This is a genomic window from Candidatus Paceibacterota bacterium (assembly GCA_035452965.1).
GTDB lineage: Bacteria > Verrucomicrobiota > Verrucomicrobiia > Limisphaerales > UBA8199 > UBA8199.
Genome location: DAOTCE010000012.1, coordinates 39,288 through 56,442, shown reverse-complemented (window position 1 = coordinate 56,442; position 17,155 = coordinate 39,288). Strand labels below are relative to the sequence as shown.

The following is a 17,155-nucleotide window of genomic DNA, read 5'->3' as shown; positions in this document are numbered from 1 at the left end:
CACCAGGGTTCCTGGCGTCACTCATGGTTCCAGCCGCACCCGGTAATAGCCCGCGGGATTGGTTGCGCCGCCCGTGTGTAGATAGTTCGTGGCAGCCTCGTTCGTGCCGCCGGCGACAATAACCGGGCTGAGGTCCACGAAAGCCGCCGTCAGGCCGGCGGTGTCGTTGGTGGCGCGTTGGACGACGTAGCTGCGCCCACCCACCGTCGCCCAGGTCAGCAGGATGTCGTTGTTGGCCGGCTCGGCGCTCAACATCCGCAAAGCGGAGGCGGCGTTAGTGGGATTCGTCCCGGCCAGGGATTCGTGCAACGCGGACACGCCATCCCCGTCCAAGTCATCTTCCGGCTGAGCGGCGAGGTTGCCGAAGTACACGATTTCCCAGGCATCGGCGAGGCCGTCCTGGTCGTAATCAGGCACCGCGGTTTCCACGCGAAGGTTGTCGAACACGGCGAAGTTGTCCGCGCCGCCGATCGAGGTGAAGGCGTCATTGTAGCCGATGAGAATGTTGCCGTTGGTGAAGGCAGAGGTGTTGGTGTATTGCGCGACGATGACGTCGTTGAGCACCCAAGTGAGGAGGTTGGTTTGCTGGCGCACCTCGACGCTGACCCAGCGGTTGCCGGCGGCGCCCGCAGGCGTCGTGAAACTGGGAAGCGCCTTTGGCGGAAACAGCGCACCGAACCCGGCATCTGCGCTGTCGAAGTTCACGCCCAGCAGGGGCTCGGGGCCGAAGTCGGTGTTATCGGTGGTGAGCAGCACCGGGATTGTCCCGTCCTCGCCGCCGCGAAATACCGCGTAGTCGCGCAGCGTCGCCGAGCCTGACGACACCTGGCCGTCGCTGCTGACGGCGAAGAACAGCCCATCGCTGGTCGCCTGGCCCACGCGGTTGGTGACTTCGGCAGAGTGGTTGATGCCGAACAGCGCGTGTTCGGTCGCCGTTGAGGTGTTGGGGAAGTTGATCCACAGGTCGAACTTGAGCGCGACGCTGCCGGTGAACGTCTGGCTAAGGGGATAGAGATTGAGCGCCGCCGCCGCGCCGGACGCGTCCTTGTTGACCGTCAGGGACAGCCCTCTGGTGGTGCCGTTGGTCGAGTACGGCGCTGCGGGAATGGTCGCGGGCGATACGACGGTCGAGTAGTCGAAGCCGAATTGGGCGGTGAAATCGGACGGGCCGGAGGCCGCGCCGTAGAACACCTTGAAACCGTTGGTGGTGCCGGCGGCGGTGACGACGCTCGGGCTGACATAGCCGTCGAAGTTCTCCTCGTAGAGCGCGATGCCCTGGAACGGCGGTTGGGGCGGTGTGACGGTCAGCAGGGCCACCGCGCTGGTGACGCTGTCGGCGGCGTTGGTGATCACGACGGTATACTCGCCCGCGTCGCTGAACTGGGCGTTGGTGACCGTCAGCGAGCGCGCGGTGGCACCGGCCAGGTTCGTGCCGCCAAGGCGCCACTGGTAGTACAACGGCGTCGAACTGCTGACGGCCACGGTGACGGTAAAGCTGGCGTTGTTGCTGACCGTCACGGTCCGGCTCTGCGGCTCGCCGGTGATCACCGGCGGCACGGGGTTCGCGACGGCGGGAATCAGGAATGAATTTAAAGGTTTGAACTCGCTGTGACAGATGTTCAGGTCCAGCGGGCTGATGCCGCCGGAGCTGCCGGTGTCGCTGTATTGCCAGAAGGACCAGTTGTTGAACACGCCGGTGGGGTCGGCAAAGCTCACGATCGGCGGTTCATTGGTGGCAGGATCCAGCGCCGTGATGGTGCGCAGCCACAGGTCATAATTCGCCAGACGGCTGTCCAGCTCGATGTTCGCGTAGAATTGCGAGCAGTAAATGACTGGGGCCGCGCCCGGGCCCCGGTGCGCGACGATTTCCTCGGCGAAGGCAATCACCCAGTCCGTAAGCTCCGTCGTGGTGAGGATCGAACCGGCCTCCAGGTCGAGCACGGGCCGCAGATAACCGGGGCCGACGTAGTTGCCGGCGTAGGCGAGCAGGTAGTCGGCCTCCTGCACCGCGCCATTGGTGGTGGGCCGGAGTTCCGGGTGCGCGAAGTGATAAACGCCGGCGCGCAATCCCGCCGCCGTCGCGCGGTCGGCGTTGTTGGCCATCGCCGCGTCCAGCACGCTCAACCCTTCGGTAGCCTTGATGAAGGCAAAGCGCTTGCCCTCGGCAAACATCTGGTTCCAACCGGCCTGCGAGACCCCGGTTTCGCCCTGGTAGTGCGAGACATCCACGCCCGGCTCGCGCGCCGGCACGGCGTACACCTCGACCGAGCCATCCGCCAGCAGTTTGTTAGTCCAAAGCAGGCCAGGTCCCAGCACAGGCAGTTCGAGGCCACTAAAGGCGCCGGCATAACTCACGGCGCTGAAGAGCTTGAAGCTGTCGCCAGCGGCCAGCGCCGTCGGCCCAAGGTTGCTCACGACCAGCGAACCGCCGTATGTCAGCGCGGCGTGCACCTCAATTTGATCATTGGTCAGCGCCACGCCGTCTTTGCTGATTTCCATGCGAACCACGCCTTGCAGCGTGGGCGTGTTGCTCACGATCATCTTGCCGATGGAGGAACCGGGCGCGAGCTGGGCGCCGCTGGCCACCACCAGCAAACCGCCAATCGCGCCGTTGCCGGTGAGCGTGGCATTGGGAGAGACGATGGCGGCCAATGTCCCAGTGAAGTCGTGGACGCCGTTGCCGGCGAGAATCATGGTGGCGGGGTGGGTGCCATCGCCGATCCGGAAGAGCGTGCCGTGGCTGACCCGGCTCGCGTCCACGGACAATGTGCCGCCGTTGAAGATCAAGCGGCTGGCGAGGTTGGTCAGCAGCAGCCGGTCGGCCTGGATCCATCCAGACTGGAGAACGTTCGACCCGCGGCGCACGTCCAGCACGGCGTTGTGGGCTAGGTTGGTCACAATCAGGCTGCCGCCCTCGATCCACAGCATGTTGTTGGAAGAGCCCGGGTTGGAGCCGACGTATACCGCTGGTGCCCGGACGAGGCCGCCGTTGGTGATGAGCACCTGGTTGCCCGAGCCGGATCGCCCGACGTAAAACGCGAGGTCGTTGTCCCATTGGGAGCCGGCGTCAGCGATCACCGCGACATTGTTGCTACTCGGGCCATTGTACCCGAGCGAACCGATGTCGCCTTCCACTACGCCGCCGGCGTTGACCAGCAGTTCATTGAAGGAGCCGCCCTGTCCGACTATCACCCCGGCGGTGGTGCCGCGATTGGAGAACAACGAACCGGGACCGGTCACCGTAAGCGCGTTGTTGCTGCCCGAGAGCTGCCAGCCCAGCACCAGGTCCGCGAAGGCCGCCGTGTTCCGCATCACTCCGCCATTGGTGAGGATCAGACGGTTGTGGTCGCCGAAGTTCCCGACGGAGGACGTGCTCGTGTTGGTCCATGTCGAGCCTGCGCCGGCGATGACGACCGTATTGCTCCGGCCGGACCCGCTCTGCATGAAGTTGCCCCCCACGTAAGCCCCACCCGACAGCACGCCGCCTCCGTCGGAGACCACCAATTGGTTGAAGCTGGTCGCGTCTCCCACGAACAGGCCGCTGGCGGTGGTCCAGGATGAACCGCTGCCCGTGACGAGCGCGAGGTTCCCCGCGCTGGCGTTGCCGAGACGGCCGAGGAGGGCGTTTACGCGGCCACCGTTGGTGACGAGCAGAAGGTTGTGCGGCGCGGAGTTGCCCACGTTCACCGTCTCGCTGCAGGACCAGAGGGAACCGGCGCCGGTCACCACCACGCGATTGCTCGATCCGGCGCTGTTGGCACCGAGGTTGCCAAAGGTGTTCCGAACCAAACCGCCGTTGGTCACGAGCAGCTCGTTAAACTGCCCGTTGCGGCCAATGGCCAGCGTGGTGCCGTTGGCCCAGACGGAATTGGTGCCGGTCACGATCACCCGGTTGGTCCTCGCGAGAGAGGTCTCGCCGATGCTCCCGGTGCCGGTGTTGGTCACCGCGCCGGCGTTGGTGATGACCAACGTCGTGAACGAGCCGTTGTTTCCCACTATCAGCGCGCCAATAAGATTGGTGCCGACACCATTGATGACGGAGGTCGCACCGTCCGCCACAAGCTGCCCGCCGGCGGTGAGTGGCGCGACCGACAGGACGGCCGCAATTTTGAGTGTCAGCTTGGTTCTCATGTGTTCTTTGTGCCTGCGTGCGCCATTCCCCTTCCCGGGCAGTGCCTGAGGTGGGTTGTGTTCACTAATACATGGAATTCAGTGTTCTGCTATGGGGTGTTCACCCCAGACGGCTGATCGCTTCCGCCGGCAGGATCCCCACTTGGTTTTGTGAGGTCTTGGCCCCTACGGCTCCTTTGCTTCACATCGTCACGCTACACAAGCCCTCCAACCACAGTCGTTTACGACAACATGGGGTGGAAAAAGGCCGGTTTTAGCGCTTCATCGGCTTAAGTAACGCAATGATAGCGAGTTAGCACCGCAATCCACTAATGCAGTCCCCTGTTCCTGGGCTGCATAGCCGCCCCGGTGCGACAACGGTGTGACACCCGTTATACCCCGGTGTGGTTCCCATGGGGCCCGACCCCCATGGGAACCACACCGGGGTCCCACCGGATTGGCACCGTCCCAACGCCATGGTTGGCCCGGGCGTAAGGTGCCTCAGGCTTGCGGGAGAAACGGCAGATGCTGGACGTGAATGGTTCTGTGCCGCAAAGCAGAGAGATAAGGGGGCTTCACTCGTGGGCAGCGGGTCCCACGGTGTGCGCAGCCGTTACGCCCGGCTGACGCGCCCCAGCCAGAAATGGGCCATGGCGGCGGCGCCATAAGGTGTGGGGTGCACGCCATCTTGGGCCCAATACTGGGGCGGGGCGTAGGCGAGCAGATCATCGAACATGGCCTGGAAGGGAACAAATGTCGCGTCGAAGGCGGCGGCGACGTTCCTGGCGCTGGCCCGGTACGCATCGAACTGCGGGAACCACTTCTCGGTCACGGCGCCGCAGCGCAGCACGAACGGTTCGCAGACCACCAGCCGGACTTTGGGCAGCGCCCGACGAGTCCGTTCCAGCAGGGCGCGGTAATCCCGCTCGTAGATTTCCACCGTGCCCTGGTAGGCGCCATTGAGCGTGTGCCAGAGGTCGTTCACGCCGATGAGAATGCTGAGCAAGTCGGGCTTCAGGTTGACACAATCCGGGTCCCAGCGCCGCGCCAATTCGAACACCTTGTTGCCACTGATGCCCCGATTGTAGACTTGAAGATTCTGCCTGGGATGATCGAGCAAAAGGCCGGTGGCGGCGATCGAAGCATAGCCATTGCCCATGGCGGACTGGGAATTGGGCTTGTCTTGCTGCGGGCGCTCTCGGCCCGCATCCGTGATGGAGTCCCCTTGAAACAAGATGACCGCGTCCTTGGTCAACGGCTTCTGCCTCGGTTGGGGCGAATCGGCCGCCGCGCCTTGCGGATGGGCGCAGCCGGCCAACCCGGCAACGCCGGCAACCCCGGCGAGCGCGCCTGAGGCCATCAAGAAACTGCGTCGTGAGAGATTCAAATCAGCAGATGCGTCCAAGTTGGTAGTCATGATTCCACTAGATAGTGGCTCCGAGAGGTGTTGGCGAGCAGATGTTGCAGAATGGACAACAAATCCTGACGCGCGGGCCATTTGTTGCGGATTGTAATCCCTCAGTCTGGCAGGGCGCTTTTGCCGAAAGCGCCACCGTTTGGCCGCCTTGGCGAGGCGGCCCCACCCAGGACTAAGGCCTTACTGCGGACCATTTTTTGCTTTTCCTTGCCCCCGTCCGGGTAATACATAATTGCGCGCGCGCGTTCCAGCCGTCGCTGGGTCGCGCGGGAAATCTGCAACAATCTATGAAAATGTTCACAGTGTTGGTTGTCGTCGCTGCCATGCTCGGTTCATCCGGTGCGGCACTCGGCGCCTTGGCAAAACCATTCAACGGCAAGGACCTGACCGGCTGGAAGCCGCGCCCAGAAGGATCGACCGCCAGTCAATGGAAAGTCGGGAGTGCGAAACCCTCCTCGACAAATCCGAAGGTGCTGAGCGTCAGCCCCCGTGGCCGCGAACTGATTAACGATACCACAGGGCATGGGAAGAGCCTGGACCTATACAGCACGGACGTGTTCGGCGATGCGGTTATCACGCTGGAGGTGATGGTGCCGAAGAACTCAAACAGCGGAATCTACGTGATGGGCGAATACGAGGTACAAGTGCTGGACAGCTTCGGCAAGGACGCCAATCCCGGCCCCGGCGACATGGGCGCGATCTACGGCGCGCAGCCGCCGAAGAATCCGAAGTACCGCAAGCCCGGAGAGTGGAGCAAGTACGAGATCTGCTGGCAGGCGCCACGGTTTGACGCGGCAGGCAGGAAGACAGCCAACGCGAAATTCCTCAAGGTCACACTGAACGGCAATGTCATCCATCAGAATGTGGAGATGCCAAACCCCACCCCGGGCGGCGTTGACGGGAAGGAAAAGGCCCGGGGCCCGCTCATGTTCCAGGGCAATCACGGGCCGGTTGCTTACCGCAATATTCGTGTTCGCCCGCTGAACTAAGCGGATATCGCCTGACGGCGGACGCCGTCCGCTGATAGGGCCAGGTCGCGCCTGGCATCGTCTTACCAGGGCCCGTTGCCGATCCTTACCGGCTTGCAGTAATACAACCCCACGCCACTTTGTGCGGCTGGGGCAATGCTGTTGGTGTTGCCGTTGAATTTGATCCACTCCACGCGGCCATCTTCAAAAAGGAAGCTGCCGCCGGTCGGGATCCCGCCGGGGCCTGGATGACTGGAGGCCGGCCCGGCGTAGTTGATCGAAGGCAAACTGATATTCCAATACGGCTGCCCGGCAACTCCGCCGTGCTCGATCGCGTCCACCATCACGGGAGCACTGCGATACGACCCGCCCAGCTTCCTCCGGTAGAACCACTCCTTAACGCCGAAGCTCTCGTACGTGGAGGCGACCGCCCGTGCCGGCAGCCAGTGGTAGCCAATCAGCGTCTTGGCGCTGACACCGGCTTCATATGCCCGTCGCCAGACGTCAGTCGGGCAATAAAGGAGATCGTTCCTGGAGCGTTGACCGCTGCCGGCGGTGCCTTGGACGTTCTTGTAGAGGTAAGCGGGGTAAAAGTTGGTATTCATGGACGCGCTCAACCAGGCCAGGTCAGGGGCGTCGGTATTATCGGGAAAGCGCTCATTGTTGTCACCGGCGTACATGACAACTGCCACGCCCCATTGCTTGAGATTGTTGATACACTGCGCTTGCTGAGCCTTGGACCTGGCCTTTGCGAGCGCCGGCAACAGCAGCGCCGCCAGGATTGCGATGATGGCGATGACCACCAGCAGTTCAATAAGGGTAAACGCACCACCACCGCGCAACCCGCGAGCAAGGCGCCACGATGACCGTGCCGTCAGGCGCACTTCAGAGTCCTCTCTGGGCATTGGATTTCGCAAGCCGAATCAGTTGTAGCGCGAGACTAGCGTTTCCCCCGGGAACAGGCCAGTCGGCAAAAATGCCGATGCCGGCTGATGTCTCACGGGTGTTAACAGCCCTGGACATTCTAACCGACATCGGCCTGGAGATTGAAGTTTTCCGGTCCGGACGACGGCATTTCTCATTAGCGAGCCTTGAAGAACCTGACCCACGAGCGGTGGCCAGGAATGGTGCGGCTCATGCCAAATTGGCAGCAGGTGAAAGCATTCGTCATCCCAGGCATGTTTGGGTAGCCTGGCGGGGATGAGCACGGCGCGGAACTTCATAATTGGCATTATGGCGGCGGTTGGGGTAATCGTGGCCGGCTCCGTCGCCAGCGGCCAGGCCGCCGAGGTTAAGCCGCCTAACATCGTTTTCATCCTGATTGACGACCTGGGCTGGGCGGATGTCGGGTGCTTTGGCAGCCAGTATTATCGGACTCCACACATTGACCGGTTGGCCAGGGAGGGCATGCGATTCACGGACGCCTACGCGGCGTGCGCGGTCTGCTCGCCGACGCGGGCGAGCATTATGACCGGCAAATACCCGGCGCGGCTCCACCTGACCGATTGGATCCCGGGGCATGGTGATGCTCCGAAACGCGCCTTGCGGGTGCCGAAGTGGCGAATGTTCCTGCCCCTGGAGGAGGTCACCATTGCGGAGGCGCTCAAGCCGGCGGGTTACGTTTGCGCCAGCATTGGCAAATGGCATCTCGGCGGGCCCCGGTTCTTCCCCCAGCACCAAGGCTTCGATCTCAACGTCGCTGGCGGTGACATCGGCCATCCAGCCTCGTACTTCTGGCCGTATGAGGGCAAGACCCACACCGTGCCGGGCCTCAAGCCAGGCGGGAACCCGGGCGATTACTTAACGGACCGCTTGACGGATGCCGCCGAGCATTTCATCGAGCAGCATAAGAAGGGGCCGTTCTTTCTCTACTTCCCCCATTACGCCGTGCACCGGCCGCTGGAGGCCAAGGCCGAGGCCGTCACCAACTACAAGAACCGGGCTGCGCCAGGCGAGCAGACCAATGCGGTCTATGCCGCGATGATCGAAAGCGTGGATGACAGCGTTGGCCGCATCCTGCGCAGGCTCGATGCGCTGGGTATCGCCAACAACACGGTAGTGGTGTTCATGTCCGACAACGGCGGACTCTGGCCCCAATCCACTTCGAACGCGCCGTTGCGCGCCGGCAAGGGATATCCATACGAAGGTGGCATCCGGGAGCCGCTGATTATCAAGTGGCCGGGTGCCACCCAGCCGGCCACAACATGCGGCGTGCCAGTTAGCAGCATTGACTTCCTCCCCACCCTGCTGGAGATGGCCGGCGCCAAACTGCCTGGCCCCGTAGATGGACACAGCCTGGTGCCGTTACTGAAGCAAAGCGGTTCCCTCAAGCGCGAAGCCCTTTTCTGGCACTATCCGCATTACTGGAGCAACGACCGCGTGCGGCCTTATGGCGTCGTGCGCAAGAGCGACTGGAAGCTGATCGAGCATTACGAGGACATGCGCGTGGAGCTTTACAACCTGAAGGACGACCCCGGCGAGGCGCTTGACCTCGCCAGAGAAAGGCCCGAAAAGTCGGCGGAGCTGCGCAAGCTGCTGCAGAACTGGCGCCGATCCGTGGACGCGCAAATGCCCACACCCAATCCCGACTTCAAGCCGACGGCGAGCTCCGGCCAGGCCGAAGGTCCCTGACGACAGCCCTCCGCCGACAAGGGATCAAAGTCCGGTCGCTGGCTTTCGGATTTGGTTCTTGTAGCCGGCCAGCTTGGCCTCGAAGTCCGTACCGCCTTCTTGCAGGAACCGGACCTTCTCGCGCCGTGCGATGCGTTCAAACTCGGCCACCACCTGCGCATAGCTGTCTCCCACGAATCCCGGGCCGCGCACACACTTTACATAGAGGATCGGCAACTCCGCGCGCTCGACGCGGCGCAGCAGCTCCGCTTCACCTCCGGCCAAGGTCTTGGCGCGGGCAAATATGTCCGTCGCCTGCGTCACAAAGTCCTTGTCAAAGAACGGCGCGTCCATCGGGTATCGAATGCCCCCCGCAGGCGAGGCTAGATCTCTGGCGTGGTCGGTCTTCGTCTTCTCCAGCAACGCCTCATAATCCAATATCGCGGAAGCGGCCTTGCCGTAATGGCCCTGGACAAAGTCCCGCGCCAGCGCCTGCTCGTCCCACGACGGGTTCCAGAGCAGCTTGGCGGTCACCCAGCACTTCATCTGATCCCGCTCGGCTGGCCCTTGGTAGCCCCCTTGCAGCATAACACCTTCGGCGTTGTGCTGAATCCAAAAGCGGATATTGGCAGCCATCACGTCCAGGTTCGGCATCGGAGCCAGGTAATGGCTGAAGTTCACGTTGTAGTCCCAGATGTAGATGCGGTTGTGAACGGCGCCCCAGGCGCTGGCGAGCTTCGCCACGTCGCACTTCTCGGCCGGAGTGAACGGACGCGACCAGGCCCCAACTGAGTCGTTGCAGAGCCGAATGGCGACGTTCTTGCGGGGACGCACGGTCTTCGGCACCTGGATCGTCTCCAGGTAGGCCAGCGTGTCTATGATGACATCAGGGTGCTCCTGCTCGATGGCCGCGGCCACCTGGTTGACGAGGAATAACTGGTTGGCCATGTCGGACCCCTCTGCCGCACGCAGCTCCTTGCAGCGCTCGCAGAGGCAGCTTACCTGACAGTCATTCTTGGAAACGCTGAGGATTTCGGTGTCGGGATTCTCCTTGAGCACCTTGCGCACGTAGTCAATCGCGATCCGCACCACCTCGGGGTGAGTCGCGCAAAGCTGGGCGGGGGTGCGGTTGCCGTCGGCTTGCTGCGCGAAGTAGTCCGGGTGTTCCTTGAGATACTTGTCCGGAGGCAGGATCTGTCCATGAGTGTGGACAAACATGCCGTCATAGTCCACGCGGCCGCCCAATTCCTCGGGAACCGCAGCGCTGGGAGCGTTCGCCCGGTTGCGCAGAGACCAGACCGGGTCGAAAGCGCAGGCGTAGAACGGATCGCGAATCTTCAGTCTTGGCACGTAACGGCGCGCAACCGGAGCGATGACCAGCGTTCCGGCCCGGGGCAGCCGAACGGAATCGTCAGCGTAGAAACGGCAGCCAAGGTCTTCCTCCAGCAGCGCATAAACCGCATTCATAACGCCGCGGGTCTTGCCGCCCGAGAGGATGATCTGGCCGCGGTTGACACCAATGCCGTAGCCCTCATCCCCGAGCGAGGCATCGGTGCGGATGGCGATGAGGCTGCCGCGCGCCTTGCCGGGATTGATGGCGAGCGTCGCGCCCGTAATCTCCTTAATCCAGAACTGGAGCTGGGCGGCAGCATTGGTTTCCTGCGGCGTGGGGCGATCCGGGAGCTGGATGACCCCTTGGGGCCTGCCGGATTTCGCCACTGTGATCCTGCCAGCGGGCTTCCCCGGCGGTTTGAGCGTGTTGACCCATTCAGCTTGCGCGCTTGCGCAAGCCAAATTGGCGACGACGAGGGTCTGGAACGTAAGGCGCAGTTTCATAGTCCTAGACACGCAGGTATTTGGCTACCGCTTGCGCCCGCGATTGAACGTGCAGCTTGTGATAGATATGCTCGATATGCGTGTGCACCGTGCTGTAGCTGATACCCATCTGTTCTGCAACTTCCTTGTAGCTATAGCCTTTCACCAAATAGTCGAGCACGTCGCGTTCGCGGGGAGAGAGTTGCTTGCCGCTGTCCGGGCCGGCGCCTGCGCGCTTGAATGACTGCACCACTTTGCGGGCAATGTTACTGGTCATCGGCGCGCCGCCGGCATAAACATCCTTCACGGCTGCCAGCAGCTCGGCGGCCCTAACCGGCTTGAGGAGGTAACCCGCCGCACCGGCGGACAGCGACTCGAAAATGGTGTCTGTGTCCTCGTGAACGGTCAGCATAAGGATCTGCGCCTTTGGGACGAGCTCAGCCAACCGCCGGACACATTGGACCCCGTCCATGCCCGGCAGGTTGATATCCATGAGAACGACCTGCGGGGACAGGGCGGGCATTTCGGAGAGCGCCTCCTCCGCGCTGGCAAACACGCCGACACAACGGCAATCCGGTGCGCGCTCCAGGATGCCCGAAAGGCTGGCCCGCAGCGGCCCGTCGTCCTCTACTATCGCCACCGATATAGGCATGGGTTCAATAGGTGCCATCAGGTTTGAGCGTAACGCAACCCTGAATATTTCAGCCATCGGCAATTGTGCTGATAGGCCGGAGGAAAGCGCGGACATCCTTGTCCGCTTTGCGGATTGAAGGCCAGACAAGCGGGCAAGCTGCCCGCGCTTCCTCATGCATACGCGCTGAACTCCAGCGGCGCGACAAGCCGGGTGCCGGTTCCTTGTCCAGGCTCACTGTGTTGCTCAAAGCGTCCGCCGATGTCGCTCATCCGCTGGCGCAGGTTGGCCAGTCCGTCTTCTCCGGGCGCGCCTCCCGTGCCCGGAGTAAACCCTCGTCCGTTGTCTTCGATAACCAGGGAGAGTTCCCGTGGGCCCAATTGGAGCCGCAACCAGACCTCGGTCGCCCCGGCATGCTTGGCCACGTTGTTGAGCGCTTCCTTGAACGCCAGGTAACAGTGGTGGCGCACGTTGGCCGGCAGCACGATGGCTGGCAGATCCATCGGCACATCCAGCCGGCAGCTTATGCCAGCCGCCCGCAGGAACTCCGGAGCGAAGGTGCAGATATGCGCCGCGAAACGATCCAGGCTGTCGTTGCGCGGATTGACCGCCCAGACAATCTCGTCCAACGCGCGTGTGACCGACCGTGCGGTGCGAAAGATCAGATCAATATGTCCGTGGGCCTGCTCCGGCTTATGAAGGTCGCTTTGCGCCAACTCACTCAGCATGGCGATCTGGCTCAGGTGCGCTCCCAGATCATCGTGCAGGTCCTTGGCAATCCGGGCGCGCTCTCTCTGCACCGCGGCTTCTTGCTCCAGCCGGTGCAGGCGCAGACGCAGCCGGCGGAAGGAAATGTAGCGGACCGTGGCAACGAGGCTCGCCGCCAAAACCCCGAGCAAGCCCAAACGGAACCACCAAGTCTGCCAGAAGAAAGGTTCGACCTCAAAGGCCATACTCGCCCCCTGGTCATTCCAGATTCCGGGGTTGTCGCAGGCGGTCACGTGGAACCGGTAGCGTCCGGCAGGTAGCAGCGAGTAGGAGACCGAGCGCTCCTTGCCTGCTTCGAACCAACGGTCATCGAGTCCATCGAGCCGGTAGCGGAAACGGATATTCTCCGGCGCGCCAAGGCTAAGGCCGGTGTAGATAAACTCCAACCGCCTCTTTCCAGGTGGGAGCTTCAGGTTCTCCCTTGGCGCCAACTCACCCGCCTTGCCTGCCGGTGCCGTGGGAACACTCCCGGGCTGGATTCTCGCATGATAAACCGCGCCGTCCACGAGCACTTTCTCCAGCCAGACTGCGGGCGCGGACGAATTAGTCCTGGGTTGGGTTGGGTTGACAACCACAATGCCGCGGCTGGTGGAAAAGTGGAGCAAGCCGCCGCGCGTTCTGAGGCCGGCATTAAAGCCCAACATGCATTGCTCCGAGGGGAGGCCATCCGACTGGCTGAGAAGGAGCGGATGTACGAAAGCGGTCTTGCCTTCCGCAAACTCGGCCAACTCCAGCTTGCTGAGCCGCAGGATTCCCCGGTAGGAGCCTAGCCAGAGGAATCCGACGCCGTCCTCCAGGATCTGCACGATGGTATCACTGATCAGCCCGTTCCGGATCGTAAGAGTGGTGATTCGGCCTCCCTCGCACCGCATCAACCCGCCTCCCTCAGTGCCAATCCAAAGCACTCCACTCGAATCCTGGTGCAAGGCCAGGATGAAAAGGCTTCGCGGCCCATTATGGTTTATTGCCGGTGAACATTCCCCGCCCTGAAGCCGCAAGAGCCCTTTGCCATACGTGCCGATCAGCAGGGTCCCATCGGCCTGCTGCAACAGATCCGTAATCGGAGCGGCCGGTTGCGCATTAGTGAAGGACAGGAATTCTCCCGCGCGCAGCAGCCGAAGCTGGCCGTTCTGCGTTCCGACCCAGATTCCACCCTGCCGGTCTTCGCATAAAGCCCGGATGCGGTCCTCTCGCAGCCACGACCTGTATTCCGAACTGTAGTCGGAAAGCAGCCGCCCGTCCTTCCATTGGAATAGAGCCGGGCCGGCGCCCCACCACACGCTGTCATCTCCGGCGGCCAACACCGCGCTGACATAGGGGAACCCCCGGACGGGCGGCCCGCGCAGGAAGGGATCGAGCTTGCCATCCTGAATGCGAAACAGACCGCCGCTGCTGGTGCCGACCCACAAACAGCCATCCGGCGTTTCGGCCAGCGTTCTTGGCATGGCTTCGCCTTCCCCCTTCAGGATGGGGATGACCGATATTCGCTTGGGCTTCAGCCGCGCCAAGCCCCGGGCGCGGAAGCCTACCCACAGGTTCTGCTCGCGATCCTCACACAGGGATATGGCTCCTTCGCCTGGGCCAGTAACCCGCTGCCAGCGAGCGGCGGAGCTGCCGCCACCCAGTCCATAAAGGCCGCCGTTGCCTGCGGCCGCCCATATGATTCCATCCGCCGCTTCAACCAGGCGCAGAATGTTGTTCGGAGGCAAACCTTGCTCTCGACCGTATTGACGCCATTTTCCCTCGGTGCGACAGAGCACAATTCCCCTAGCCAGACCCGCCCAGATACTGCCCTTTCGATCCTGCAAGAGGCAGCCGGGCGGCGCACTTGAAACGTCCGTTTGTTTTGGCAATTGCACGAACCTGTTTCCGTCCCATTGAAACAGGCCTTCATAGAACATCGAAACCAGAACGCCCCCTTCTTGCAGCGCCGTCAGCGCCCGGACCCGTTTGTCATTGAGGCCTTCGACCTTGCCAAACGTGCGCAACTGGCCGTCCAGCCAGCGGCTCAAGCCAGTGGGGGTGCCGATCCAGATTGCCCCGGCGGAGTCTTGGGCCAGCGAAGTGACTTCGTTGCCCGCCAAACCGTTCTGGGCCGTCCAGGCCTCGAACCGTCCGTTCTGCAATCGGCAGACTCCCTGGCCGGTGCCGATCCACAGCGCCCCGCGCCGATCCTCCAGCAGCGCCAAAGCCCGCAGGCTGGGCAGCCCCTCTTGGAGGCCGAACACGGTAAAATGAACCCCATCAAACCGGGCCAGTCCGTCATTGGTGGCCAGCCACAAGTAACCGTCGCGGGTTTGCAGGATCGCGTTGACAGAATTGTGAGGCAGGCCGTCCTCGACTCTCCAGTTCCGCACCACAAACGGCGAAGTGTCAGGTACAGGATTTCCCGGATTGGCCGTGTCGGCCGCCAATGCGCCGGGAAGTGGATATGCGCAGGTGCTGAATGCCAGCACAGCCACGCAGAGCCAGCGGCGGCGGCTGAAGGGTCCGGACATGACCCCGATGGTTACTAGGTCGGGGTCACCGGTGCAATGACCGACTCAAGATGGCTACGGCAGAACCAGCCGGAAGAAGACGCTGCCGTTGGCCGCGTCAATTGGGATAGTCATCGTGCTGACCTGATCGGAGCCGGGCACATAGTGCCAATCGGTGGTGATGCCAGTGCCGGCCGCGTTGGTCTGGCCTTGGAGCGCCCAGCCCGTGTAGCCGACCGGCCAGTCCAGCTTCAGGCTGGTTCCTCCACCTACGACAGTTGGGGTAACGGTCGTTGGCGTCGTGGGCAGGGTGGAGGTGATACGCAGCTTGCCGTCCGTTGTCAGCGTGCTGGTGTCCCAAGTGCGTCCAGGGCCGGGTGTAGCCGGGACGATCGCACTGAAGGCGCTGCCGGGGGCGTAGCTGTCCGCGGTGAAGAGCTTGATCTCGTCTGAGCCGCCCAACGGGTCACCGCTCAGCTCAAGCACGAGCGTGCCGCCATAAGTGAGGGAGTAACCGGGATCCACCGTGAGGTTATCGGCGGTGACCGTGCCGCCGCTCTTGCTGACCTTGAGCGAGATCGTGCCTTGATTAATGAAGTTTCCGTTGATATGGGCCGTCCCGTTGGCCTTGAGGGTCTGGGCGGCGCCGAGGGTGAAGGTGTTATCAGCCTTTGTGGACAGATCAAGCGAGCTCCCGTTGCCCATTTCAATCGGCGTGCTGTTGGGCAGGCCCGAATCGCCCAGCGCAATCGCGGTCGCGATGTCGAGGATCGTCGGACCGTGATAATCGCAGTTGCCAATCAACTGCTGTGCGGTCGGCAACCCGGGGTTGAGAAGCTTGATTCCGATCTTAGCGGTGCCGCTGTCCAGGATTGAACCCGTGAATGCACCGCCGTTGGTCAGCGTCAGCAACACGTCTTGGGTGGCGCTGCTGTTGATAATTGAACCGGCACCCCAAAGAGGTCCTGAAGTCTGATCCCAGCCCGCAAGATCCAATTCCGCACCGACTGTGAGCGTCGCCATTGGCAACGCGTTAACAGCCCCCATTACCAAGCGCCCCGCGGACACAGCCGTCTCGAATACCCTGTTGCCGCTGGCGTAAAGGGTCCACCTGGAAGCATCCGTCTTCACGAGTTGGGCCCAAGGCAAATCAATGCTCCCGTACATTCTGCCGTTGGCGCCGCTGCCGCGCAGCCAACAAATGCCCTTGAACGGATTGCCCACCGGAGCACTCTCGGAGACGGAGCCGTAAACATTGAGTTCGGTGCCGGTATTCTGCGCGTATAGGCCGAAAATGGGCCTGTTAACCCCGTCGGAATCACCTGCCAATGCAATTGGGCCGCTGATTGAATTGACGCCCGCCATGCTCATCAGGATAAAACGTGTGTTAGATCCCCCATTGGGGGCCAAGGTAGCTGAAATTGGACAGCTCGCGGGGAAGTTCAGCCCTCCGCCTAGCTGGATCCGGACGTTGATGTTCTGGGCCGCATCGGTCTGAACGCTGGATGGAGTGCCAAGGCTGCCGGCTGTCCTGAAGTACAGCGGCATGTTGCCGTTGTGAACAATCGAGTAGCCGGACATCGTGTTGTTGCCGTAAAGATTCCACGTCCCGGTGGCGGTGGCCGCTACCGATAGTGTGCCCGAACCGCTGATGTTATTGGAAAAACTCAGGGCGCTCGTGCGGTTAAAGGCCAGACTGCCGTTGTTGATGACAGCCGCGGTGTAACCGGGGTAACCCGTGCCAAGGGTGCCGCGGCTGCTAGCGTCGCCCAATTGAAGCGTGCCTTCTTCAATCGTAACCGTATTCGTGATCACCGCATCGTTATCCAGGATCAGCGTGCCCATGCCTCGCTTCGTCAGCAGGTTGACATTCTCCAACTTCCCGCCTGCGGTCGAGAAAACAGAGTACTGCCACACTGTGTCTACGACAACCGCACTCGGGGACAACACGTTGAGGCCCAGGTCTACATTCGCGTACCCGAGCCCGGTATCGTCGAAAAGGACATTATCGCGCTGCGCAAACACAACAGCTCCGCTCGTGTCAATGTCCTTCCAATTCAGGGTGTTCAGATCCCAATTTGCATCCGTGGGAGTCCACACCAGGTTCGCGGTTTGGCCGTTTTGAGCCAGTCCGATGGCTATCAGCGTTGCGAGGATTGTTCTTTTCATAATGATTACGGTTGTCGTGGTTTTGAACTTTGGCGGCCACTTTAGCAAACCTCCAACAGCCGGCGTAATCGGCAAAACTGCCGATACCGGTTGACTCCGCCGCAGCGCCTCCGACCTTCCAAGGGTCTAACGCCAATCCCAGAATAACGCGGTGGACGGGAACTCCTTGCGAATCCTCTCGCAACGGCTG

General features: G+C 62.2%; 9 protein-coding genes. 2 read left to right on the top strand and 7 right to left on the bottom strand.

What is annotated here, in order from left to right:
• Positions 1–21: 21 nt before the first annotated feature.
• Positions 22–4,131, bottom strand: a complete 4,110-nt coding sequence (locus P5205_11455) for a GH25 family lysozyme (protein HSA10974.1) — start codon at positions 4,129–4,131, stop codon at positions 22–24.
• A 592-nt stretch (positions 4,132–4,723) separates the two neighbouring features.
• Complete coding sequence (locus P5205_11450) at positions 4,724–5,527, bottom strand: GDSL-type esterase/lipase family protein (GenBank protein ID HSA10973.1); 804 nt, start codon at positions 5,525–5,527, stop codon at positions 4,724–4,726.
• A 287-nt stretch (positions 5,528–5,814) separates the two neighbouring features.
• On the opposite strand from P5205_11450, the gene P5205_11445 reads away from it, so the two are divergent.
• Positions 5,815–6,516 (top strand): DUF1080 domain-containing protein, encoded by a 702-nt coding sequence (locus tag P5205_11445; GenBank protein HSA10972.1) that lies wholly within the window; start codon positions 5,815–5,817, stop codon positions 6,514–6,516.
• Between the two features lie 62 nt (positions 6,517–6,578).
• Here the strand turns inward: P5205_11445 and P5205_11440 are convergent, their stop codons facing one another.
• Complete coding sequence (locus P5205_11440) at positions 6,579–7,400, bottom strand: prepilin-type N-terminal cleavage/methylation domain-containing protein (GenBank protein ID HSA10971.1); 822 nt, start codon at positions 7,398–7,400, stop codon at positions 6,579–6,581.
• A 295-nt stretch (positions 7,401–7,695) separates the two neighbouring features.
• Between P5205_11440 and P5205_11435 the strand changes: the two genes are divergently transcribed.
• On the top strand, positions 7,696–9,126 hold the full coding sequence (locus P5205_11435) for a sulfatase (protein HSA10970.1): 1,431 nt from the start codon (positions 7,696–7,698) through the stop codon (positions 9,124–9,126).
• 24 nt (positions 9,127–9,150) lie between these two features.
• On the opposite strand, the gene P5205_11430 is transcribed toward P5205_11435, so the two are convergent.
• The 4 genes from P5205_11430 to P5205_11415 form a co-directional block, all read right to left on the bottom strand.
• Positions 9,151–10,941, bottom strand: a complete 1,791-nt coding sequence (locus tag P5205_11430; GenBank protein ID HSA10969.1) for a DUF4838 domain-containing protein — start codon at positions 10,939–10,941, stop codon at positions 9,151–9,153.
• A gap of 4 nt (positions 10,942–10,945) precedes the next feature.
• Positions 10,946–11,590: a response regulator transcription factor gene (locus P5205_11425; protein ID HSA10968.1), complete on the bottom strand. Its 645-nt coding sequence runs from the start codon at positions 11,588–11,590 to the stop codon at positions 10,946–10,948.
• Positions 11,591–11,724: 134 nt separating this feature from the next.
• Positions 11,725–14,817, bottom strand: coding sequence for a two-component regulator propeller domain-containing protein (locus P5205_11420; GenBank protein ID HSA10967.1), 3,093 nt, complete (start codon positions 14,815–14,817; stop codon positions 11,725–11,727).
• A 54-nt stretch (positions 14,818–14,871) separates the two neighbouring features.
• Entirely contained in the window at positions 14,872–16,965 is a 2,094-nt protein-coding gene (locus tag P5205_11415; GenBank protein ID HSA10966.1) for a hypothetical protein, read from the bottom strand.
• Positions 16,966–17,155: the final 190 nt, after the last annotated feature.

What these genes read in the sequence shown, in the direction of transcription:
- P5205_11420 (HSA10967.1), bottom strand. Translation starts at nt 14,817, where the DNA reads ATGTCCGGACCCTTCAGCCGCCGCCGCTGGCTCTGCGTGGCTGTGCTG.
- P5205_11440 (HSA10971.1), bottom strand. Translation starts at nt 7,400, where the DNA reads ATGCCCAGAGAGGACTCTGAAGTGCGCCTGACGGCACGGTCATCGTGG.
- P5205_11455 (HSA10974.1), bottom strand. Translation starts at nt 4,131, where the DNA reads ATGAGAACCAAGCTGACACTCAAAATTGCGGCCGTCCTGTCGGTCGCG.
- P5205_11415 (HSA10966.1), bottom strand. Translation starts at nt 16,965, where the DNA reads ATGAAAAGAACAATCCTCGCAACGCTGATAGCCATCGGACTGGCTCAA.
- P5205_11450 (HSA10973.1), bottom strand. Translation starts at nt 5,527, where the DNA reads ATGACTACCAACTTGGACGCATCTGCTGATTTGAATCTCTCACGACGC.
- P5205_11425 (HSA10968.1), bottom strand. Translation starts at nt 11,590, where the DNA reads ATGGCACCTATTGAACCCATGCCTATATCGGTGGCGATAGTAGAGGAC.
- P5205_11430 (HSA10969.1), bottom strand. Translation starts at nt 10,941, where the DNA reads ATGAAACTGCGCCTTACGTTCCAGACCCTCGTCGTCGCCAATTTGGCT.
- P5205_11445 (HSA10972.1), top strand. Translation starts at nt 5,815, where the DNA reads ATGAAAATGTTCACAGTGTTGGTTGTCGTCGCTGCCATGCTCGGTTCA.
- P5205_11435 (HSA10970.1), top strand. Translation starts at nt 7,696, where the DNA reads ATGAGCACGGCGCGGAACTTCATAATTGGCATTATGGCGGCGGTTGGG.